This window comes from Autumnicola musiva (assembly GCF_031846585.1).
GTDB classification, from domain to species: Bacteria; Bacteroidota; Bacteroidia; order Flavobacteriales; family Flavobacteriaceae; genus Autumnicola; species Autumnicola musiva.
In genome coordinates this window covers 62000-82532 of the sequence record NZ_JAVRHK010000011.1, presented here as the reverse complement: position 1 = coordinate 82532, position 20533 = coordinate 62000, and the positions used below count along the sequence as shown (strand labels likewise).

Below are 20533 nucleotides of genomic sequence, written 5' to 3'. Positions count from 1 at the left end.
GCAGGTAAAAGTTCAAATAAATAGCTTTATTTACAAAATTTCCAACATGAGTTTAGCTACTTTTTTTCAAAAAGACACTTCTATTTCCAGGACCGGCAGGGGCGTAATTTCAGGAGTAATAGGAGGCCTGGCAGGAACCGCGGTAAAAAGCCTGGTAGAAAAATTTGTTACTGTACGTAAGGTGGAGCATCGCTCTGCACAGATAAAGATTCTGGATGATCTTTCCACTAAGGTCACGGGAAGTCCTATTAGTATTCAAAATGAAGCTTTAGCGGAACAACTACTAAATTTACCTATTGGAGCCAGTGTAGGTGCAGCCTACGGGTACAAACACCGTGACAAGGATGAGTTTAATATCAAGAACGGAATTATTTTAGGAAGTTCCACCTGGATTTCCACCCACCCAACTTCACTTCCCATCCTGGGACTGGAGGCCAAGCCGGTGGATGTGCCTATAAAAATGCAGGCCAATGAACTTTTTGCACACGTATTATTTGGCGTAACTACAGAACTGGTTCGTAATTACGTAAATAAACGTTTGAAGAAATAGTTACTTTTCCAGCTGTTTCAACATTTTCTTAATACGATCTTCCACTTTTTCTGAAGACAATTTTTCCCGGAGCCGGTCGGTAATAATAGGGAAGGAAAATGGCGTTGGTTTTTTACAATTTTTCCAGACGATCTTCTGGTCTTCTATACGTTCCAGAGCCATGCGTAGTCTACCTTCTTCCAACTGGTGCTCAAAAGTTTCCCTAAACGCCTGCTGATAAAGCAGATTATCTTCTTCATAATCCCTGAAAACACTAAACAGCAACTGAGAGCTGGACTGCAAGTGCTTACTTTTAATCATCTTATTAGGGTAACCGGTAAAAACGAGTCCTGCCACAACCGCAATATCCCGGAATTTTCTTCTTGCCATTTCCGTTGCATTTAAACTTTTATAAAGATCGTCCATAAGATATTCCGAAGAAAAAAGATCATTATCCAAAACCTGCTGCATATCGATTTCCTGATCGGAAAGAAGTTCAAATCCATAGTCGTTAAATGCAAGGGAAAAGCTGATTGGGGACAATAAACTAATCCTGTAAGCCAGCAAACTTCCCAAAGCTTCGTGTACAAATCTTCCTTCAAAAGGATAAAAAATGGCATGATGGCCTTCCCGGGTCTCAAATGTTTCAATTAAAAACTGGTGGTTATCGGGAATAATGGATTCTTTTTGCTGCCTTTCAAAAATCGGCAGGAGGGCTGTTAGTTCTTTTGAATCTGTACCAGTAGCAACAGAAGCTGCCGCGGCGTACATTTCCTGCCGGAGCAGTTCACTCATCTGTGCAGAAAAGGTCATCCTGCCACCCATCCAGCTGGGAACTTTTGCGTTTTTTTTATTAGACCTTTTCACAAGCACCTTCATATTTTTAATGCGCACCAGTTCCAGGGTACGGCCGGCAAAGGTAAATGCATCACCCGGATTGAGTTTGGAAATAAAAAATTCCTCGATAGTTCCAATATAGCCGCCCTTCATATATTTCACACTCAACATCGCATCGCTTACAATTGTTCCAATTTGCAGCCGGTGCCGCATGGCGATGCCACGGTGGTTCACTTTAAACCTTCCGTCTTCTTCAATTTCTACTTTTTTATATTCATCATAAGCCTGCAGGCTTTGACTTCCTTTAGTAATAAAATTAAGGATCCACCGCCATTCATCTTCAGTAATTGCCTGAAAGCAAAATGTTGATTTTATCTCCGGAAAAATATCCTTCGGAAAAAATCCGTCAGAAACCGCGAGGGTGGTAAGGTATTGTACCAAAACATCAAAACTGAGCAAATAAGGAATTCTGTCTTCCACTGCGGTTTTACTCGCCGCTTTCTGCAAAGCAGAAGCTTCTATAAGTTCAATAGCATGAGTTGGCAAAAAGTAGATCACGCTTTCCTTTCCCGGCTGGTGCCCGCTACGCCCTGCCCGCTGTAGAAAACGCGCCACTCCTTTTGGGCCGCCAACCTGAATAATGGTTTCCACCGGAGCAAAATCCACTCCCAGATCAAGACTGGAAGTACACACCACTGCTTTTAAAGATTCATTCCTAATCGCCTGCTCCACCCATAAACGGGTTTCTTTATTGATGCTGCCGTGGTGCATGGCCACCTCCCCGGCAAATTCAGGATATTTGGCGATTAGCTTCTGGAACCATATTTCACATTGGGAACGGGTATTGGTAAAAAGAAGGGTGGTGCGGGAACTTTTAATTATCGGCACCACCTCATCTATAAGGTGTAAGCCGAGGTGGCCACGCCATGGAAATTTTTCCATTTTCTCCGGAATAATGGATTTGACAGAAATCTGCTTATCAAGATTTGCTTTAATTAGCACCGAATTCTGAAATGCTTCCGATTCTGGCCCGAGCAAAACCTCCCTTGCCTGCTGAAGATTTCCGATAGTGGCCGAAATTCCCCAAATTTTAAGTTTTTTAGAAACAGTTTTGAGGCGGGAAAGAGCCAATTCTACCTGTACACCTCGTTTTGTACCTAATAGTTCGTGCCACTCATCTATAACAATGGCATTTAAATTTTTGAAGGTTTTTGCGTAGTTTTTGGAAGATAATAACAACTGAAGGCTTTCCGGAGTGGTAATTAAAAGGTCCGGCATGGATCTTTTTTGAGCGGCCCGCACTTTTTGGGGAGTATCGCCGGTTCTAATTCCTACCGTAAAGCCGGTTCCTGTTTCATCTGCAAATCGCTGTGCGGCCTGTTCAATTTCTACGGAAAGTGCGCGTAATGGCGTAATCCAGATAGCTTTTAGTCCCTTTTTATGTTTTTCACGATAATCAGGATTTTTTTTGATGTATTCCAAAACAATAGGAATCCAGAGGCCATAGGTTTTTCCGCTACCGGTGGGCGCATTCAGGAGTCCGTTTTGGCCTTTTAGGTAGGCATTCCAGGTTTGTTTTTGAAAAGCAAACGGTTTCCATCCCTGTTCAGAGAACCAATTTTCGGCAATTTTTAAAAGTTCTTTTCTGTTCATGTTTACCCTTCCGTCTTAATCAGCTACCGCTGATTAATCCACCTTCCCTTGAAAAAAGGGAAGGAGCTTTTTGTTTTCTTGTTTTCTCCATTTTAATTTCCCCACATTAAAAGAGGAGGTTGTTTTTTGCACAATCTGCTCCCCTCCTTTTTTAAGGAGGGGTGGCCGTAGACCGGGGTGGTTTTATTTGTTTTTAAATTTCAAATTATTACTTTACGGAATCAGAGCTTTTAAATCTTCCAGCGTATTTGCTTCTTCAATTTTTTTATCCTTTCGCCACCGTAATATCCTGGGGAATCTTGTGGCCACTCCGCTTTTATGTCTTTTAGATTCAGCAATCCCCTCAAAAGCCACTTCAAAAACATGATGCGGCGTTACGCTTCTTACAGGTCCAAATCTCTCCAGCGTATTTCGTTTTATCCAGGCGTCAAGCTTGCGGAATTCCGCATCTGTCAAACCCGAATAGGCCTTGGCAAAAGTTACCAGCTCTTCCTTTTTTTCATCCCAAAGCCCAAATGTATAATCTGTAAAAAGATTACTCCTACGGCCGTGTCCCCGCATGGCATATGTAAGTACGGCATCTATTGTAAGCGGGTCTACTTTCCATTTCCACCAGTCACCTTTTTTCCTGCCTACCAGATAAGGTGAATCCAGCCGCTTTAGCATAAGACCTTCCGATTTTTCTTCACGGGCGCGCTCCCGTTCTGCCGCAGCTTCTTCCCAGGTACTAAAAGTAATAGCTCTGGAGAGGTGAAGCGGAAATTCTTCCGCAGCAACATCAGCATATAACTTTTCCACAATCCGGCGCCTATCAGCAAAAGCCACAGTTCTGATATCTTCTCCCTTCCACTCTAAAATATCATAAGCCTTCAGGATAACAGGCGTTTTCTTTAGTAGGTTTTTTGAAATATTCTTTCTGCCTATTCTGGTTTGCAGATCTTTAAAGGTCCCAATTTCTCCTTTTGGAAATGGTAAGATTTCACCGTCTATTACTGTTCCATCCGGAATTACTCCTACAAAATCCTGAAATTCCGGATACTTATCAGTTACCAGCTCCTCTCCCCTGCTCCAAACAAATAATTCACCATTTCTTACAATTACCTGTGCTCTTATCCCGTCCCACTTATGTTCTGCACTCCATTCGGAAACATTTCCTAAATCTCCCGCTTCACCTTCTATAGCATAAGCCAGGTAAAAAGGATAAGGTTTGGAAAGATAATCTTCCTCATTTTCTTCCAAAATAAGTTTTTGAAAAGAAATTTTTGAAGGCTCCCAGTTCCCCATCAGTTTATAAGCAAGAATGTCTTCATCAATTTCAGTTGCCCTGGAAAGGGCGCGGGTCATGAGTTTTTGACTAACACCTATTCGAAAACTTCCGGTAATAAGTTTTGTAAAGACGAAACGTTCATAATAATTAAGAGCAAGCCAGTTCTCTACAAGGTACTCCTTCTTTTCTGCTTCTGTTTCGGGTTTCAATTTTATAATTTCCTGAAGATACTGGTTCAGGCTTTTTTCTGAAGATTCTTCTGCCGGTGGTATTACCAGTGCGATTGTTTCGGCTAAATCACCAACAATATGATAAGATTCTTCAAAAAGCCAGAGCGGGATATTGGCCAGTTCTGAAGCCCAATGCCGCATTAGAGTAGTATTAACCGGGCGGGGCGGGCGGCGGTGAGACAGGATAGCTATTGCCCAGACTTTATCTTTATCTCCGGCCGTATGAAAGTAATCGGTGAGTGCCTGTACCTTAAGGGAGGTTTTATTAGTGCTATCCAGTTGCTTTATAAGATCGGCAAAATGAGCCATACCTCCCAAAGAGACATTCGATTTTTCTTTATTTCTATCCGGATTAATCAAAGTTTTTATTTTTCTTCCTGTTCACTACTTGTTTCCTGCTCTCCTGTTTCTCCTTCATATTGGGTTTCTTCCGTACGGGCATCATAGCCTTTTTCAAGGAGGTAACGGGAAAATATATCGGTGTAACCGTGAGTGCAGATTACTTTTTCACTACCTGTGGCGGCAATAGAAGAAAGTAATCCCTGCCAGTCACAATGATCTGAAAGCACAAAACCTTTATCTATAGCTCTTCTTCTACGGGCTCCTCTAAAAGTCATCCATCCGCTGGCCGAACCTGTAACATAAGGAACCATTTTCTTTATCCAGGGTGAACCATGTGCACTTGGCGGAGCCAGCACAATATTTCCCTTTATTTCATCTTTTTTTGTATCCCTGGTAATTCTTGTAGTTTCGGGAAAATCATGATAAGGCCTGATAACCTCCGTCATATTTTCTATAGCACCGTGGGTGAAAATTTTACCAATTTCAGGATTAAGATACTTCAGCAGGCGCTGGGCTTTCCCCAGGGAATAGCCAAACAATACAGATGTTCTTCCATCTTGCTGATTTTGTGCCCACCAGTTGTTGACTTCAGCAAAAACCTCCTGCTGAGGCTGCCATTTAAAGGCAGGCAATCCAAAAGTGCACTCGGTGATAAAAGTATTACACTTTACCGGCTCGTAAGGAGTAGCCACTCCATCATCTTCAACTTTATAATCGCCGGTAAAAACCCAAACTTCTCCTTTGTGCTCTACCCTAATTTGAGAGGAGCCTATAATATGGCCTGCAGGATGTAGCGAAAATTGCACATTATTAATACTAAAGCTCTCATTCCATTCTTTCCCTGAAACTTCTATATCACCCAGGCGGTGTTTTATAATAGGGACATTATAATGATGTGTAATATATTTTTTGTGCCCCCAGCGTGAATGGTCGGCATGGCCGTGGGAAATAATGGCTTTATCTACAGGTTTCCAGGGATCCAGGTAAACATCGGCCGCGGCACAGTAAATACCATTTTCATTAAAAGCCAGAAGTGGTGGGGTGTTTTTCTTAGTCATTAATAGATGAAATTAAAGAAATTGGAAAGCTCAGGAAAGGGATTAAGAAAACATTAGCGAATGTTGGAGAAGGATATTTGAGGTAATTTTTGAATTTAATTTTAACCTTTATCTATATTTGTAACTATTAAAACTTCTATACATGTCATTTTCAGATTTATTTGGCTCGGGAGAGCATCTACGTAATTTAAGCCATTTTGCAGCTATTGTTAATTTAGCGGCTGTGGATGGCGAAATTAATCCCAGGGAAGAAACTATGCTCGCCCGTTTTGCCCGGAAACTTGATATAAGTGATGACGAATATGCCCGGGTGATTGAAAAACCTGCTTCTTTCCCAATTTCCGCTTCCAACAATGTAGAAAAAAGACTGGAACGTATTCACGATCTTTTTAAAATGATTTATGCCGATAACGAAATGGATAACGAAGAAGCCGAACTGGTAAAACGCTATGCTATTGGCCTGGGATTTTCAGAAGAAGCGGCAAATGATATTATTAAAAGATCTGTGGAAATTTTCAGCGGGCAGTTAAATTTTGAAGATTACCGTTATCTCCTGAACAAAGAGAACTAATTACCGTTGCATAAATTCCTCAGCTTTTTCCACCATTTTTTTGCTTCCGCAGAAAAAAGGAGTACGCTGGTGCAATTTTTCAGGCTGTATATCCAAAATTCTTTTAAAACCATCACTGGCTTTTCCCCCCGCCTGTTCGGTTATAAATGCCATTGGATTGCACTCATACAGGAGGCGTAATTTACCATTTCTGGCCCTGGAACTTTCAGGATACATAAATATCCCGCCTTTAATCATATTACGGTGAATGTCTGAAACCATAGAACCTATATACCTGGAAGTGTATGGCCGGTCCTCCTTTTCTTCCTGGCAATATTTAATAAAGTCTTTTACGCCCTGCGGAAAATGTATATAATTACCCTCATTAGTGGAATAAATCTTCCCGTTTTCCGGAAATTTCATGTTGGGGTGTGATAGGTACCAGGAGCCCAGTGCGGGGTTAAGCGTAAATCCATTCACTCCGTTGCCGGTAGTGTAAACCAGCATAGTTGAAGTTCCATAAATAATATAGCCCGCAGCCACCTGCATATTTCCCGGCTGAAGAAAATCTTCAGCGGTCACAGGAGTCCCAACCGGGCTTAACCTTCTGTAAACGGAAAAAATAGTCCCAACCGAAACATTCACATCTATATTAGAGCTTCCGTCTAAAGGATCCATCAACACTACATACTTATTTTGATGGTCCCCGTTACAACCTTTAATAGTTAGAAAATCTTCATTTTCTTCGGAAGCAATTCCGCAGACAATTTCCCTGTTGGTAAGTGTCTGAATAAATTTATTATTGGCATAAACATCAAGTTTTTGCTGCTCTTCACCCTGAATATTAGTATCTCCATACTCCCCGGTGATATCTACCAACCCCGCTTTATTCACCTCATGATTTACCACTTTTGCCGCCAGCCGTATTGAATTTATTAACCTTGAAAGCTCTCCCGAAGAATATGGAAAGTCTGCCTGATTGTCTATTATAAACTCTCCTAAAGTCTGATTTTTAGCCATTATCATTTAATGTTATTATACATTCCAAAAATATTAAAATAGGCAACTTACTACAACGTTTTCGCTATTAATATCTTATTATCTTTAAGCCAGAATAATATATCTAAATGGAGTATAAAATCAGGAAGGCGACAAGAGAAGATATGCCACAGGTACTGCAACTAATTAAAGAACTGGCGGTTTTTGAAAAAGAACCCGGGGCTGTGGTTATAGACGCAGAAGATCTAAAACGTGATGGTTTTGGTGAAAACCCACTTTTTACCTGCTTTGTAGCCGAAGTTGAAGGGGTAATTGAAGGAATGGCACTAATATATTTTCGCTATTCCACCTGGAAAGGAAAAACCGTGCACCTGGAAGATCTAATTGTAAGGGAATCTATGCGAGGCAAAGGCCTTGGAAATTCCCTTTACAGCAAGGTTATAGAATATGCCAGTGAAAATGGTGTAAAAAGAACCGAATGGGTGGTACTGGATTGGAATACAAATGCTGTTGATTTTTACGAACGCACCGGGGCTACTGTTTTTAAAGATTGGTGGACGGTACAAATGGATGAAGCAGGTATAAAAAATTTTATTGCCCGCGCCTCCCGCTCCTGAATTGAAAAGATTAATTAATTACCAAAAAATTATATGAAAATGGAATATCAAATACGTGAAGCCAGGAAAGAAGATATGCCGGCAGTGCTCGAACTGATAAACGAACTCGCAGCATACGAAAATGCTTCAGACGAAGTGGAAATAACAACTGAAGATCTGGAAAATGAAGGCTTTAAAAACGGCAATTTTAAGTGCTTTGTAGCCGATGTTGAAGACAAAATTGAAGGAATGGCACTGGTTTATTTCCGTTTTTCTACCTGGAAAGGGCGAACGGTACACCTGGAAGACCTGATTGTTCGGGAATCTATGCGAGGCACCGGCCTTGGAGGAGCACTCTACAAAAAAGTTGTACAATACGGCCACGAGAATGGTGTGCGTCGTGTGGAATGGGTGGTTTCTGAAGGAAACAAGAATGCCATAGAATTCTACGAAAATACAGGCGCAGATATTAAGAAAAACTGGTATACAGTACACATGAATGAAACGGGAATTAAAAAGAATATTGGAGATAAAAAATGAAAGTCTTCAAATTTGGGGGAGCTTCAGTAAAAAATGCTGAAGGCGTAAGGAATGTTTTAAAAGTGCTGGAGAAAACCGGCAAAAGCAATAATTTGCTTGTAGTGGTTTCAGCAATGGGAAAAACCACCAATGCGCTGGAAGAAGTAGTGGAAGCCTACCTCAAAAATGGCAATTTCAGAGAAAAGCTTGGCGCAATTAAAAAGTTTCATCAGGAAATTATCGCCGGGCTTTTTGCTGAAGCAGATACAGCAGTTCTTCAAAAAACAGAAAGCTTTCTTAATACTCTTGAAAATTTCCTGGAGCATAATAAATCTTCCAAATATGATTTTGTTTATGACCAGGTAGTGAGTTACGGAGAGCTGATTTCTACTACTATTGTTAGTGAATTTTTGGAGCATTCCGGCTTCCCCAACAAATGGCTGGATGTACGACACCTTATTAAAACCGATGCCACTTACCGCGATGCCCAGATAAACTGGAGAGATACACAATTTGAAATAAGGAAACATACCCGTACCAATCTTCTTAATATCACCCAGGGTTTTATTGGCTCCGATCCTAATAATTTCACGACCACCCTTGGCCGTGAAGGCAGCGATTATACAGCGGCAATTTTTGCCTATTGTCTGGATGCCGAAAGTGTAACTATTTGGAAAGATGTGCCGGGAGTATTAAATGGAGATCCAAGTATATTTCAAAATACACGCCTGCTGGAACAAATTTCTTATGAAGAGGCAATTGAACTGGCTTTTTACGGCGCATCTGTTATTCATCCCAAAACATTGCAACCATTACAGGGAAAGGAAATCCCCTTATATGTAAAATCTTTTCTTGATCCTGAAGGCTCAGGAACCGCAGTAAGAAAAGGGCTTCATTTATCGCCCCGGATTCCCTGTTTTATTGTAAAGAAAAACCAGGTGCTCATTTCTTTGTCTTCCCTGGATTTTTCATTTATGCTGGAAGAGAACATCAGTGAAATTTTCAGGCTTTTCCATTTGTATCAAATAAAAGTTGATCTTATTCAAAATTCCGCGATTAGTTTTTCGGTATGTGTAGACAATAGATTTAATAACCTGGAGAAACTTATTCAGCATTTAAAAGCAAGGTTTAAAGTCAGCTACACTAAAAAAGTCTCACTTTATACCATCAGGCATTTTGATGAAGCCGCAATAAAACTGCTGGAAAAAGGTAAGGAAGTACTTTTGAAACAACTTACCCATAATACTATGCAAATGGTCACAAAGGAAAACATCTGATTTTATTATTATTTATCTTTGCCTGTTAAAATCTGAACAATGGGCATAGTAAGCGCAAAAGAAGTTGCCAGGGTGATGAACTTCGGGAAATATGGATTCCTGGGCACTTCACTTGGATGGATTATCCTAAAGACAACTAAGCTATCCCGCCTGAACAGGGAATATGAGAAAAGGAAAAATCTTGATGGAGTTTATTTTATAGATTCTATTCTGGAAGGTTTTGAAATAGATTTTGACATTCCGGAGAAAGACCTGAAACGTATACCTGCAAAAGGGCCTTTTATTACTATTTCCAATCATCCCCTTGGGGGAATAGACGGAATGATCCTGATGAAAACGCTCCTCCGGCAGCGCAAAGACTATAAGATTATTGCCAATTTCCTGCTACACAGGCTGGAGCCGTTAAAGCCTTATATAATGCCTGTTAATCCTTTTGAAAATCATAAAGAAGCAAAATCCAGCCTTAGCGGCATTAAAGCTGCCCTTGCTCATTTACAGAAAGGATATCCGCTGGGGATTTTCCCAGCGGGTGAAGTTTCCACTTATAGAGATCAAAAAATGATTGTGGATAAACCCTGGGAACCTTCGGCGATGAAAATTATCCAAAAGGCTAGGGTGCCTGTGATTCCCATTTATTTTCATGCCAAAAACAGCACTTTTTTTTACCGCCTGGCTTCTGTAAGTGATATTTTAAGGACCGCCAAGCTTCCCAGTGAAATGCTTTCCCAGAAAAAGAGGAAGATAAGAGTAAGGATTGGAAATCCAATTTCAGTAGAAGACCAGGAACAACATGATAATCTTGAAGCCTTCACTGCTTATTTACGCCGAAAAACCTACATGCTGTCCAATGTATTTGAGAAGAAAAATATTTTTGAAAAAATTCCAAAGGCCCTGAAGTTGCCAAAAATTCCGAAGAAGATAGCTTTGGAAACCAATGAATCTTTAATGGAAGCCGAAATTGAAGCCTGCCGAAGAATGGATAAGCGGCTGCTCGAAAGCAAGAACTACGAAGTTTTTCTTGCTAAAAAGGAAATTGTTCCCAATATCCTGAATGAAATTGGCCGTTTGAGGGAAATCACCTTCCGGGCTATTGGAGAAGGCACCAATAATCCTACAGATCTGGACAGTTTTGACAATTACTATTACCATCTTTTTTTGTGGGACAATGAGGCAAAAAAAATCGCCGGGGCATACCGAATGGGCATGGGCACCGAAATTTTTAAAGAACACGGCATTAGTGGCTTTTACCTTCAGGACCTTTTCAGGTTTGAGCCGGAGCTTCATAAGATGATGAGCGAATCTATTGAGATGGGAAGAGCTTTTGTAATAAAAGAATACCAGCAAAAACCTATGCCGCTCTTTTTACTATGGAAGGGAATTGTGCATTGTACCCTGCGCTTTCCAGAGCATAATTATCTTATTGGCGGGGTAAGCATCAGCAATAAATTTTCGAATTTTTCGAAATCGCTGATGATCGAATTCATGAAATCCCATTACTATGATCCTTATGTGGCGCAATATGTAAAAGCGAAGAAGGAGTTTAAGGTAAAGCTCAAGGATGATGACAAGGATTTTGTTTTTGATGCCAGCCAGGCCGATCTACATAAATTTGATAAGATTATTGATGAAATTGAGCCGGAAAGCCTGCGCCTGCCGGTTTTAATCAAAAAATATATTAAACAAAATGCGAAAGTAGTGGCTTTTAATGTAGACCCGCTATTTAACAACGCCATAGATGGCCTGATGTATATTCGAATTGCCGATCTTCCTGAAACTACCGTAAAACCGGTTTTAGAAGAACTGCAGAAAGAACTGGAGGATTCCCTGCCAAAGCAAAACTGATTTCAATTTCCCCTTGTTAATTTCTTGTTATTCCCTATTCTCATTTAGGAGAGCGTATATTTCATTATTATCTTACAAAAACTCAAAAGAGCTAAAATTATGGAAAATATACTTATAGCCGGAGCTACCGGCCACACCGGAAAACGAGTGATTGAAATTCTTAACAGCACCGAGAATTTTTCTCCTGTTGCCCTCATTAGAAAAGAAGATCAAAAACAAATTTTTGAAGACATGGGAGTGGAAACCATTCTTGCAGATCTTGAAGGAGAGCTGGACCACACCATGCAGGGCATAGATAAAGTAATTTTTGCCGCAGGTTCAGGCAGTACCACAGGACCCGAGAAAACAACCGCAGTAGATCAAAATGGTGCGATAAAACTTATAGATGCCGCTAAAAACGCAAGGGTAAAAAAGTTCATTATGTTAAGTGCCATGGGTACTGATAATCCCGCTCAAAACAAGGATCTTGAACATTACCTGAAAGCCAAGAAAGCGGCCGATGACCATTTACGGGAAAGCGGTATCCCTTTTACCATTGTACAGCCGGGTGCCTTAACAGATGATATGGGGCTCGCCAAAGTAAAAGTGGCTGAAAAATTAAATGAACGCGGGGAAATTTCCAGAGATGATGTGGCATTTCTTCTGGTAATGTGCCTTGCCGATCCATTGGCCAAAAATATGTCTTTTGAAGCCCTGGAAGGAGAAGAGTCCATCAAATCTGCAATTATTAGTCTAAGCAGATTAGGATAGAAAAATAAGCCCTCACAGATCTTAAAAACCTGTGAGGGTTTATTTAATTAATTATTTCAGAAAAGCTTCATCATTCGGTTCCCATAGTTCAATCTTATTACCTTCAGGATCCATGATCCAGCCGAACTTTCCATAGTCATAAGATTCTATTTCTCCAACTATTTGTACTCCTTCTGCCCTCAGCGTTTTCAATAATTCCTCCAGGTTTTCCACCCTGTAATTTACCATAAATGGCTTTTCTGAAGGTTTATAATATTGAGTATCTTCAATCATAGGGCTCCATTGTGTGCTGCAATCTTTTCCTTCAGCATCTTTCCACCAAAAGGTGCAACCCCACTGATCGGTATTAAATCCCAAATGTTTGGAATACCAATCCTTAATTGCTGCAGGGTCTTTGGTTTTAAAAAAAATACCGCCTATCCCTGTAACACGTTTTTTCATATCCTAACTTTGGTATTTTTTTCTTCTACTTCCCCTTTGCCATATTTATCAATAATCTTGGAAGCTATAACACTGGCGAGTCGCTTATGAGATTCCACCGTCCATCCCGCCACATGGGGACTCAAAATTACGTTCGGCAAAAACATTAACTCCCTCATGGCTTCCGGCAGCGGCTCGGCCGTACTAATAGAAACCTTTTCCTTATTGGAAAACAGGCTTTCAAATGATGATTTTTCATATTCCAAAACATCTAAACCTGCACCTAACACCCTGCCATCCTTAAGAGCGGCTACCAGATCTGCTGTTACCACAGTTTTACCACGGGCAGTATTAATAAACCAGAACGGCTTCTTAAATTTCGAAATAAATTCCCTGTTAATCATTTGATGAGTATCCCGGGTCCATGGAGTATGTAAACTCACCACATCAACCTTTTCGTAAAATTCTTCCAGGCCTACCTGTTTTGCGTTTTTATCACCCAGATTTTCCCTGATATCATAACACAAAACTTCAGTCTCAAAACCCTGTAACTTTTTAGCGAAGGCTTTTCCCATATTCCCGTATCCAATAATCCCAACGGTCCTGCCATCCAGTTCAATTCCCCTGTTCTCTTCCCGGTGCCACAGGCCTTCTTTTACTTCTTTATCGGCCTTGTTAAGTTTATTAAAAAGAGAAAGTAACATTCCCAGACTATGTTCTCCCACGGCATTCCGGTTTCCTTCCGGAGCAGAAAAAAGAGTGATCCCGTTTTTTTCAGCATAAGGAACATCTATATTTTCCAGTCCTGCACCCACCCGGGCGATAAACTTCAAATTGGGAGCGGCATCTATAAACTCTTTATCAATGGTGTACCGGCTTCTAATCACAATACCATCATATAAATGCTGATTTTGAAGGGTCTCCTCCCGGCTCTGATCATAACCTTCAATATTATGATGCCCGGCGGCTTCAAGTTGCTTCATTAAAGTAGGATGATTGGTATCTGCATGTAAAATAATCATTGCTAATTTAGGTTTTAGTATGAATCTTATAGTTCGCATGGGATGCCTCCATATACTTTAAACGATAGGAAAGTTTTGCTGAAGAAAATAATCTCTTCAGCAAAATGATAAAATTTGAAAAAAAGGGATACCTGTTGGAACGAGCGGGATTCGCTTTCTTCGGAATTTTGTTGCTTTAAGCCTATAGTTTTCATGTTCTACGGATGCATCGCAAAAACACAAAGTTAATAAATGAAACCAGAAAACTGAAGCTGAATACAGATAACTAGAACCCAAGAACCGCTTTGGCAATAAGAAAATAAGTAAGGATCCCAAATACATCATTACTCGTAGTTATAAACGGACCGGTTGCCACAGCTGGATCTATATTATTTTTATCCAGAATAATGGGGATAAAGGTCCCTATTAACGCTGCCAACAGTATTACAGAGATTAGTGCAATCCCGATGCTGACGGATTCAGTATAAGAAGTACTGAAAAAATAACTACTAATAATAAAAACAATTATAGCGATAGAGATTCCGTTAACGAGTGCCAGAGAAGCTTCTTTTGCCAACCGGCCCCATATATGGCCTCTCAAACTACCATTAGCCAAACCCTGTACTACAATTGCGCTGGACTGCACGCCAACATTTCCCGCCGTTGCCTGAATAAGAGGTACAAAAATGAGCAGTTTTGGAAACAGCTCCATCATGCTTGAAAATCCGGAAATGATACTGGCCGCACCCAAACCACCAAACATACCAATAAGCAGCCATGGCAGCCGCGCACGGGTTTGTTTGAAAATATTGGAATCGGCTACCACATCTTCCGAAATCCCCGCAGCCATCTGGTAATCTCTTTCGGCTTCCTCTCTTATAAAATCCACAATATCGTCAATGGTAACCCGGCCTACCAGCCGGCCCATTTCATCTACCACGGGAATAGCTTCCAGATCATACTTCTGCATTACCCTGGCTACCTCTTCCCCTTCTGTATGCACACTCACATAATCTACCTGTGGAATATAAATATCGCTGATATTGGCATTGCTTGAGGCAGTAAGCAGATCCTTTAAGGAAAGCCGGCCTTTGAGCTTATCTTTATTATCAACAACATAAATGGAATGTACGCGGGTTACGTTTTCAGCCTGCTTTCTCATCTCGGTCATACAACCTGTAACACTCCAGTTTTCATTGACCTTCACCAGCTCTTTTGCCATTAATCCACCTGCCGAGTCTTCATCATAGCGTAGCAATTCCACAATATGATCGGCGTGTTCTTCGTCTGAAATCTCATCAATTACATTCTGCTGGCGTTCCAGGGGAAGTTCTGAAATGATATCGGCGGCATCATCGGTATCCATTTCCTGGAGCTCTTCAGCAATTTCTTTGGAAGAGAGGGTCTCTAAGATACGCTCCCTTACGTCGGTATCCAGCTCCATAAGAGCTTCAGCCGTTTTCTGACTGTCAAGTACCTTTACAAGGTATGTTGCTTCTTCAAGGTCCAGCTCTGTAAGAATTTCAGCAATATCGGCATGGTGCACGTCCTCAAGATGCAACAACAATTCTTCCTCATCCTTACTTTCAATAAGGAATCTTATTTTCTCTATTAGTTCATCGCTGATCTGGAATTGCATAAGGCTGAATTTTTACGGTCAAATCTATAAAAGCTTCGGTGCTCAACTGTTCCGGCCTTTGTCCAAATATAGCATCTTCCCTTACATTATCAGGTAAACTGAAGCTTTTTAAACTATTCCTTAACGTTTTTCTACGTTGTCCAAATGCAGTTTTCACTACCCTGAAGAACAGGCGTTCGTTACAGGCCAGGGAAAGGTTTTCCCGGCGCTTCAGGCGCAGCACACCACTGTCTACTTTTGGCGGCGGATTAAACACCGAAGGCGGCACGGTAAAAAGATATTCGGCTTCGTAGAAAGCCTGGGTAAGTACCGAGAGTATTCCGTAGGTTTTACTGCCTGCCTTTTCGCAAATTCTCCGGGCGACTTCCTTTTGAAACATACCCGAAAACTCCGGTACCAGGTGACGGTTTTCCAGCACCTTAAAAACAATTTGTGAAGAAATATTGTAAGGGAAATTACCAGTTACGGCATATTGGTCTGCACCAAATATTTCAGATATATCATATTTTAAAAAATCCTGTTCATGGATCCTGCCTTGAAGTTCTGCATACTTGTTATTAAGGTAAGCCACACTTTCAGTATCAATTTCTATCACATGGATTTCGGCATCTTTTTTTAAAAGATATTTGGTCAGAACGCCCATTCCGGGGCCTATCTCCAGCACTTTGGAATAACCTGAAAAGCTTAGTGTACCGGCAATTTTTTCAGCTATAGTTTCATCGGTTAAAAAATGCTGCCCAAGATGTTTTTTAGCTTTTACCGCAGCTTCTTCATAATGCGGTGCCTTATCCCATTTCCCTTTCCCGGGAAAACTCTTTTTTCTTTTCTTCATTTAAACTGATTTTCCCTATTTAACTGAAAAGGTTGAGGAATTACTGCTCGTTTACAACTTCCAGCTCTGTCCTGAAACTTACCACCTTTTCCCCAAAGATTGTGGCTTTTTTCCGAAGTTCTTCAGCATCTTCATCATAATATTTCTGGAGCATTTCTTTACTTTCCACAGTGTACTGGACCGAATAGGTAATGCCTCCCATTGGTTCCTGTACCATCACCCGCGTCAATAGGGCTTTGGTGAATTTTTTAGTATCCAGCATTGCCGGGATATGTTCCTTTTTCATCCATTCTATCCATTTATCATGAATTTGTTCCTGGACATTTGAAGTGACGTTGTAGATATACATAATCTCATTTTTTCTGCCGCAAAGTTAAGCAGAAGATTTCTTTCCGGCACGGGACATTTCCTGTAGAAGAACTTATTCAATATTATCCCCGCGTAGGCTTCGGAAATTCTTTCGGGCATCTACAAAATAAATACTATCGGGAAAATGAAAGATAATCTGCTCGTAGAAATTCCTGGCTTTTTCCGGTTCATCCAGATAATTTGAATATAATTCTGCCAGGAAGAAATTGGCATTATCAGCCAAAATATCATCATTGTATAAATTGATAATCTGGAGATAATTGGCTTCTGCCTTACGATATTCCTCCTGCTTTTTATAAAGTCTGGCCAGCTTTAAAAGTGCTTCATCCTCTATTTTTTCACCTTTATGATTTAAAAGTAAATCCTGCAGCACGTTAATTGCTTCAGAATCTTTCTCCTGAAAAGACAGCAAATCGGCCCTGGCATATTGTTTTAAAGCAGCATGGGTGGAATCTTCGGTAGAATTGTCTTCTATCAATAAACTCAGCTCCATGGCATCATTGGCGATAAGCTGGGAAGTAGAAGATTTTAAAACGTCCAGCTGGGTTTTTGCCCAATCAAAATCACCTTTAAAATAACTGGTTTTTGCCACCTTAAAACGTGCATTTTGTGAAAATTCATCATTTTTAACCAGCTTCTGAACCTGGGAATAATAAATAAGGGCCTCATTAAATTTTTCTTCCATCACCAGAATATCCGCAAGGGCCATTTTCACTTTAGCTCTATCAAATTCTGAAGCGACTTTTTGCTCCAGTTCCTTTAATAAATTAACCGCATTTTCATTCTGTTCTCTTTTAAAAGCCAGAAATTTGGCATAATCCACCTGCAGGGAAAGTGTATTTACTCCCCGGCCAAAGCGGGTAAACAATTCCTGAAATTTTTGGTCTATCTCCTTAAATTCGTCACTGGAAGCAGTTTCCAGTTCTAAAGCCAATAATAGCTGATTTGCCTTTAAAACCAGATTTTCTGAAGGAGATTCCTCTATCACATAACCTATAATTTCCTTAGCCGTTTCAGGATCATTATTATCCCGTGCTATAATTGCAAGATTAATAATGCCCTGCAAACCGCCATCCCCGCGGCGATAAATAGCTTTTTCCTGTGCGAAAGCCTTTGAATAATCTTTTTGCTGCACAAATAGCCAGCTGAGCATTTGGTTATAAAGCAAGCCTGGATTTTCCTGGAGTTTCTTCAGCAGTAATTTTCTAAAAATACTATTTGCTTCTGAAGTGGCATCTTCGGAAACATAACGGCTAAATTCCCTGCTCGCAATACTAAAAAACTTACGATCGGCCTCTATCAAATCCAGGTAATTACTAAACATGGCCTCAGTTTTACCCTGTTCTCCGTAAATCCTGGCCAGCTGAAGATTAAAATTTTGCTGAGGATTAAGCTCCATTGATCTTTCATAAGCCTGGGAAGCATAATCCAGAAGATTATACTTTTCAAAACTACGGGCAATGGAATAGGCATAATTGGGCCGTGCTTCAATTACACCCAAAGCTTCATCATAAAACTGAACAGATTTTTGTTTGTTTTCCCTTAATTCAAAATTGTGACCAAGGTCTATAAGTATAGCCGGGTTATTAGCTGTGCTTTTTAGTTTTTCATACAGCAGCTTTTCGGCCTCTTCAAAATTTTCCAATTGCTGATAAGAAGAAACCACCTTATCAAAAATCACCGGATTGGATGGATTTTTTTCCAGCAACTGCTTATAAATATTTAGTGCTTTTTCAAATTGCCCCTGCTCAAAAAAGTTCCTGGCCAATTGTTCTGACTGTGCAGAGAGAGATAAGCCTGAAAAAACAAAAAAGAATATCACAAGGAAATAACGCATAAGGTAAAGATAAGAATTTGTAATGTTCTTTGGTATGGATCAGCTAAATACATTTAAACGAGCGCAGTTCAAAAAATAAAGATTACAAATAATCCTTTACTTCTTAAATTGTAGAAAATTGAAAAAGAATAACTTTCCGAAGCCCGTTAAATCTATTATAATGTTTAATTCTTACGTCCATATATTAAACAATAATTTTATCTTTAAAATAAAAGATGAATCCAAACAGCAATAAGAAGAAAGACGAGGACAGAGATGAAGTAATCCTGAACGATCAACATAGTGATGGCGTTCATTTTAATAAGGATGTTCTTAAGGCCAAAGAAGCCGAAGGCAATGCACAGGAAAAGGAAAAAGAAAGAGAAAAGGACCTGAAACAAGCAAGCGAGGCCGAAGGCAAAACTATAAAACAGAAGAAAAACGAAAAAGACAACTAATCTTATAAGATTAAAAAAAGCCCATTCTGGATTTGAATCCGGAATGGGCTTTTTTTTTGGTAATTATAATTAATCTATAATATCAAATCCTGTATAAGGAATAAGCACCTCCGGAATTTTTATTCCATCGGGAGTTTGATAATTTTCGAGGATTCCCGCCATTACCCGTGGCAATGCAAGAGCACTGCCGTTTAGCGTGTGTACCAGTTGCTTATTGTTTTCAGCATCTTTATAACGCAGTTTTAATCGATTGGCCTGGAAAGTTTCAAAATTGGAAACAGAACTAATTTCCAGCCAGCGATCCTGGGCGGTGGAAAACACTTCAAAATCATAGGTCATGGCCGAGGTAAAACCAAGATCTCCCCCACATAAATTCAAGATACGGTACGGCAGTTTTAACTCCTTCAGCAGGCTTTTTATATGCTCCACCATTCCGTTTAAAGCGGCATAGGAATCTTCAGGTTTTTCAATGCGTACAAGTTCCACTTTATCAAACTGGTGCAAACGGTTAAGACCACGCACATGGGCTCCGTAAGAACCTGCCTCCCTCCTGAAACATGGAGTGTAACCGGTACAGGTTATAGGAAAATCTTTTTCTCCCAACAAATTACCACGGAACATGTTGGTAATAGGAACTTCAGCAGTGGGAATCATATAAAGGTCATCTGCGGTAATATGGTACATCTGGCCTTCCTTATCGGGTAGCTGCCCTGTACCATACCCGGAAGCTTCATTTACCATTAGTGGCAACTGAAATTCAGTATAACCTGCCTCCACAGCCTTATCAAGAAAATAAGTTATAAGGGCACGCTGCAGCCTTGCGCCTTTGCCTTTGTACACAGGAAAGCCGGCACCGCTGATTTTATTGCCCAGTTCAAAATCTATAATATCATATTTTTTGGCCAGCTCCCAGTGCGGCAGCGAACCTTCAGCCAAAACCGGCACATCTCCTTCCTTATATACCTCCTCATTATCGTCTTCAGATACTCCTGCAGGAACAGCCTCATGAGGAATATTGGGAATGGTATAAAGATGTTTCTCCATTTCAACAATGGTATTGGCCAGTAATTCAGAATAATTTTTTGAATTCTCCTTTAACCTCCCGGTTTTTTCCTTCAGCAAATTGGCCTTTTGCTTTTCACCATTTTTAAACAGCTGCCCTATTTCTTTGGATAGCTTGTTGGATTCGGCTAATGTATTGTCCAGTTTTGTTTGGGTGGAACGGCGCATTTCATCAAGCTGCAGGATTTCATCAAAAATCTCCTGCGCGTCAAAATTTCTCTTTTTCAGTGCCTGAATGTAATTTTCCTTCTGCTCACGAATATTGCTGACTTGTAACATAGGGCCAATAATTTAAAATACCGGTTAATTATTTTTGAAGGGCAAATGTAACAAAAGAGCTGCTATTTACAGGGAAAGATTATTTTGATTATTCTGAATTCGGGTAAAACCCTCCGGCCTTCGGCCACCCTTCCTTAAAAAAGGGAAAGAAAATTTTGTGGATGATCTAAATTTCTTTAAAAGCGAATCCCAGAAATCTTATGTCCTG

At 40.4% G+C, this 20533-nt stretch carries 19 protein-coding genes; 8 read left to right on the top strand and 11 right to left on the bottom strand.

Translation table 11 applies throughout. The features are described from left to right. Positions 1-46: 46 nt before the first annotated feature. Positions 47-550, top strand: coding sequence for a DUF1440 domain-containing protein (locus RM539_RS14175; protein ID WP_311504072.1), 504 nt, complete (start codon positions 47-49; stop codon positions 548-550). Here the strand turns inward: RM539_RS14175 and RM539_RS14170 are convergent, their stop codons facing one another. The 3 genes from RM539_RS14170 to RM539_RS14160 form a co-directional block, all read right to left on the bottom strand. Next, entirely contained in the window at positions 551-3019 is a 2469-nt protein-coding gene (locus RM539_RS14170; RefSeq protein WP_311504071.1) for a ligase-associated DNA damage response DEXH box helicase, read from the bottom strand. A 213-nt stretch (positions 3020-3232) separates the two neighbouring features. Next, a complete protein-coding gene (locus RM539_RS14165; protein ID WP_311504125.1) occupies positions 3233-4825 on the bottom strand; it encodes an ATP-dependent DNA ligase in 1593 nt (530 codons plus the stop codon). 56 nt (positions 4826-4881) lie between these two features. Then, complete coding sequence (locus tag RM539_RS14160) at positions 4882-5916, bottom strand: ligase-associated DNA damage response exonuclease (RefSeq protein ID WP_311504070.1); 1035 nt, start codon at positions 5914-5916, stop codon at positions 4882-4884. A gap of 142 nt (positions 5917-6058) precedes the next feature. Here RM539_RS14160 and RM539_RS14155 point away from each other — a divergent pair, with 142 nt between their 5' ends. After that, positions 6059-6487: a TerB family tellurite resistance protein gene (locus RM539_RS14155; protein WP_311504069.1), complete on the top strand. Its 429-nt coding sequence runs from the start codon at positions 6059-6061 to the stop codon at positions 6485-6487. On the opposite strand, the gene fbp is transcribed toward RM539_RS14155, so the two are convergent. After that, positions 6488-7489 (bottom strand): class 1 fructose-bisphosphatase, encoded by a 1002-nt coding sequence (gene fbp / locus RM539_RS14150; protein ID WP_311504124.1) that lies wholly within the window; start codon positions 7487-7489, stop codon positions 6488-6490. 104 nt (positions 7490-7593) lie between these two features. On the opposite strand from fbp, the gene RM539_RS14145 reads away from it, so the two are divergent. From RM539_RS14145 to RM539_RS14125, 5 genes are all read left to right on the top strand, one after another. Continuing rightward, a complete protein-coding gene (locus RM539_RS14145) occupies positions 7594-8082 on the top strand; it encodes a GNAT family N-acetyltransferase (protein ID WP_311504068.1) in 489 nt (162 codons plus the stop codon). A 39-nt stretch (positions 8083-8121) separates the two neighbouring features. Then, entirely contained in the window at positions 8122-8601 is a 480-nt protein-coding gene (locus RM539_RS14140) for a GNAT family N-acetyltransferase (protein ID WP_311504067.1), read from the top strand. Next, positions 8598-9857, top strand: a complete 1260-nt coding sequence (locus RM539_RS14135; RefSeq protein WP_311504066.1) for an aspartate kinase — start codon at positions 8598-8600, stop codon at positions 9855-9857. The genes RM539_RS14140 and RM539_RS14135 overlap by 4 nt, the downstream gene beginning before the upstream one ends. A gap of 39 nt (positions 9858-9896) precedes the next feature. Continuing rightward, complete coding sequence (locus tag RM539_RS14130) at positions 9897-11699, top strand: GNAT family N-acyltransferase (protein WP_311504065.1); 1803 nt, start codon at positions 9897-9899, stop codon at positions 11697-11699. A 99-nt stretch (positions 11700-11798) separates the two neighbouring features. Continuing rightward, positions 11799-12449 (top strand): SDR family oxidoreductase, encoded by a 651-nt coding sequence (locus RM539_RS14125; RefSeq protein ID WP_311504064.1) that lies wholly within the window; start codon positions 11799-11801, stop codon positions 12447-12449. 51 nt (positions 12450-12500) lie between these two features. Here RM539_RS14125 and RM539_RS14120 read toward each other — a convergent pair whose 3' ends face one another. The 6 genes from RM539_RS14120 to RM539_RS14095 all read right to left on the bottom strand — a co-directional run bounded on the left by RM539_RS14120 (position 12501) and on the right by RM539_RS14095 (position 18547). After that, positions 12501-12890: a VOC family protein gene (locus tag RM539_RS14120; RefSeq protein WP_311504063.1), complete on the bottom strand. Its 390-nt coding sequence runs from the start codon at positions 12888-12890 to the stop codon at positions 12501-12503. Further along, the gene (locus tag RM539_RS14115) at positions 12887-13891 is read right to left on the bottom strand and encodes a 2-hydroxyacid dehydrogenase (RefSeq protein ID WP_311504062.1); all 1005 of its coding nucleotides are present in this window, start codon (positions 13889-13891) and stop codon (positions 12887-12889) included. Before RM539_RS14115 ends, RM539_RS14120 begins: the two co-directional genes overlap by 4 nt. A gap of 265 nt (positions 13892-14156) precedes the next feature. Next, positions 14157-15509 (bottom strand): magnesium transporter, encoded by a 1353-nt coding sequence (gene mgtE / locus RM539_RS14110; protein WP_311504061.1) that lies wholly within the window; start codon positions 15507-15509, stop codon positions 14157-14159. Next, positions 15487-16341, bottom strand: coding sequence for a 16S rRNA (adenine(1518)-N(6)/adenine(1519)-N(6))-dimethyltransferase RsmA (gene rsmA / locus RM539_RS14105; protein WP_311504060.1), 855 nt, complete (start codon positions 16339-16341; stop codon positions 15487-15489). Before rsmA ends, mgtE begins: the two co-directional genes overlap by 23 nt. Before the next feature lie 40 nt (positions 16342-16381). Then, on the bottom strand, positions 16382-16690 hold the full coding sequence (locus RM539_RS14100) for a DUF4286 family protein (protein WP_311504059.1): 309 nt from the start codon (positions 16688-16690) through the stop codon (positions 16382-16384). A 72-nt stretch (positions 16691-16762) separates the two neighbouring features. Further along, complete coding sequence (locus RM539_RS14095) at positions 16763-18547, bottom strand: tetratricopeptide repeat protein (protein ID WP_311504058.1); 1785 nt, start codon at positions 18545-18547, stop codon at positions 16763-16765. Positions 18548-18762: 215 nt separating this feature from the next. Between RM539_RS14095 and RM539_RS14090 the strand changes: the two genes are divergently transcribed. Further along, positions 18763-18984, top strand: a complete 222-nt coding sequence (locus RM539_RS14090; RefSeq protein ID WP_311504057.1) for a hypothetical protein — start codon at positions 18763-18765, stop codon at positions 18982-18984. Between the two features lie 69 nt (positions 18985-19053). On the opposite strand, the gene serS is transcribed toward RM539_RS14090, so the two are convergent. Then, positions 19054-20325, bottom strand: a complete 1272-nt coding sequence (serS, locus tag RM539_RS14085) for a serine--tRNA ligase (RefSeq protein WP_311504056.1) — start codon at positions 20323-20325, stop codon at positions 19054-19056. Positions 20326-20533 lie beyond the last annotated feature (208 nt).

What these genes read in the sequence shown, in the direction of transcription:
- RM539_RS14175 (WP_311504072.1), top strand. Translation starts at nt 47, where the DNA reads ATGAGTTTAGCTACTTTTTTTCAAAAAGACACTTCTATTTCCAGGACC.
- RM539_RS14165 (WP_311504125.1), bottom strand. Translation starts at nt 4,825, where the DNA reads ATGGCTCATTTTGCCGATCTTATAAAGCAACTGGATAGCACTAATAAA.
- RM539_RS14145 (WP_311504068.1), top strand. Translation starts at nt 7,594, where the DNA reads ATGGAGTATAAAATCAGGAAGGCGACAAGAGAAGATATGCCACAGGTA.
- rsmA (WP_311504060.1), bottom strand. Translation starts at nt 16,341, where the DNA reads ATGAAGAAAAGAAAAAAGAGTTTTCCCGGGAAAGGGAAATGGGATAAG.
- RM539_RS14155 (WP_311504069.1), top strand. Translation starts at nt 6,059, where the DNA reads ATGTCATTTTCAGATTTATTTGGCTCGGGAGAGCATCTACGTAATTTA.
- RM539_RS14160 (WP_311504070.1), bottom strand. Translation starts at nt 5,916, where the DNA reads ATGACTAAGAAAAACACCCCACCACTTCTGGCTTTTAATGAAAATGGT.
- RM539_RS14100 (WP_311504059.1), bottom strand. Translation starts at nt 16,690, where the DNA reads ATGTATATCTACAACGTCACTTCAAATGTCCAGGAACAAATTCATGAT.
- RM539_RS14130 (WP_311504065.1), top strand. Translation starts at nt 9,897, where the DNA reads ATGGGCATAGTAAGCGCAAAAGAAGTTGCCAGGGTGATGAACTTCGGG.
- RM539_RS14125 (WP_311504064.1), top strand. Translation starts at nt 11,799, where the DNA reads ATGGAAAATATACTTATAGCCGGAGCTACCGGCCACACCGGAAAACGA.
- serS (WP_311504056.1), bottom strand. Translation starts at nt 20,325, where the DNA reads ATGTTACAAGTCAGCAATATTCGTGAGCAGAAGGAAAATTACATTCAG.
- RM539_RS14115 (WP_311504062.1), bottom strand. Translation starts at nt 13,891, where the DNA reads ATGATTATTTTACATGCAGATACCAATCATCCTACTTTAATGAAGCAA.
- RM539_RS14140 (WP_311504067.1), top strand. Translation starts at nt 8,122, where the DNA reads ATGGAATATCAAATACGTGAAGCCAGGAAAGAAGATATGCCGGCAGTG.
- mgtE (WP_311504061.1), bottom strand. Translation starts at nt 15,509, where the DNA reads ATGCAATTCCAGATCAGCGATGAACTAATAGAGAAAATAAGATTCCTT.
- RM539_RS14170 (WP_311504071.1), bottom strand. Translation starts at nt 3,019, where the DNA reads ATGAACAGAAAAGAACTTTTAAAAATTGCCGAAAATTGGTTCTCTGAA.
- RM539_RS14120 (WP_311504063.1), bottom strand. Translation starts at nt 12,890, where the DNA reads ATGAAAAAACGTGTTACAGGGATAGGCGGTATTTTTTTTAAAACCAAA.
- RM539_RS14095 (WP_311504058.1), bottom strand. Translation starts at nt 18,547, where the DNA reads ATGCGTTATTTCCTTGTGATATTCTTTTTTGTTTTTTCAGGCTTATCT.
- RM539_RS14135 (WP_311504066.1), top strand. Translation starts at nt 8,598, where the DNA reads ATGAAAGTCTTCAAATTTGGGGGAGCTTCAGTAAAAAATGCTGAAGGC.
- RM539_RS14090 (WP_311504057.1), top strand. Translation starts at nt 18,763, where the DNA reads ATGAATCCAAACAGCAATAAGAAGAAAGACGAGGACAGAGATGAAGTA.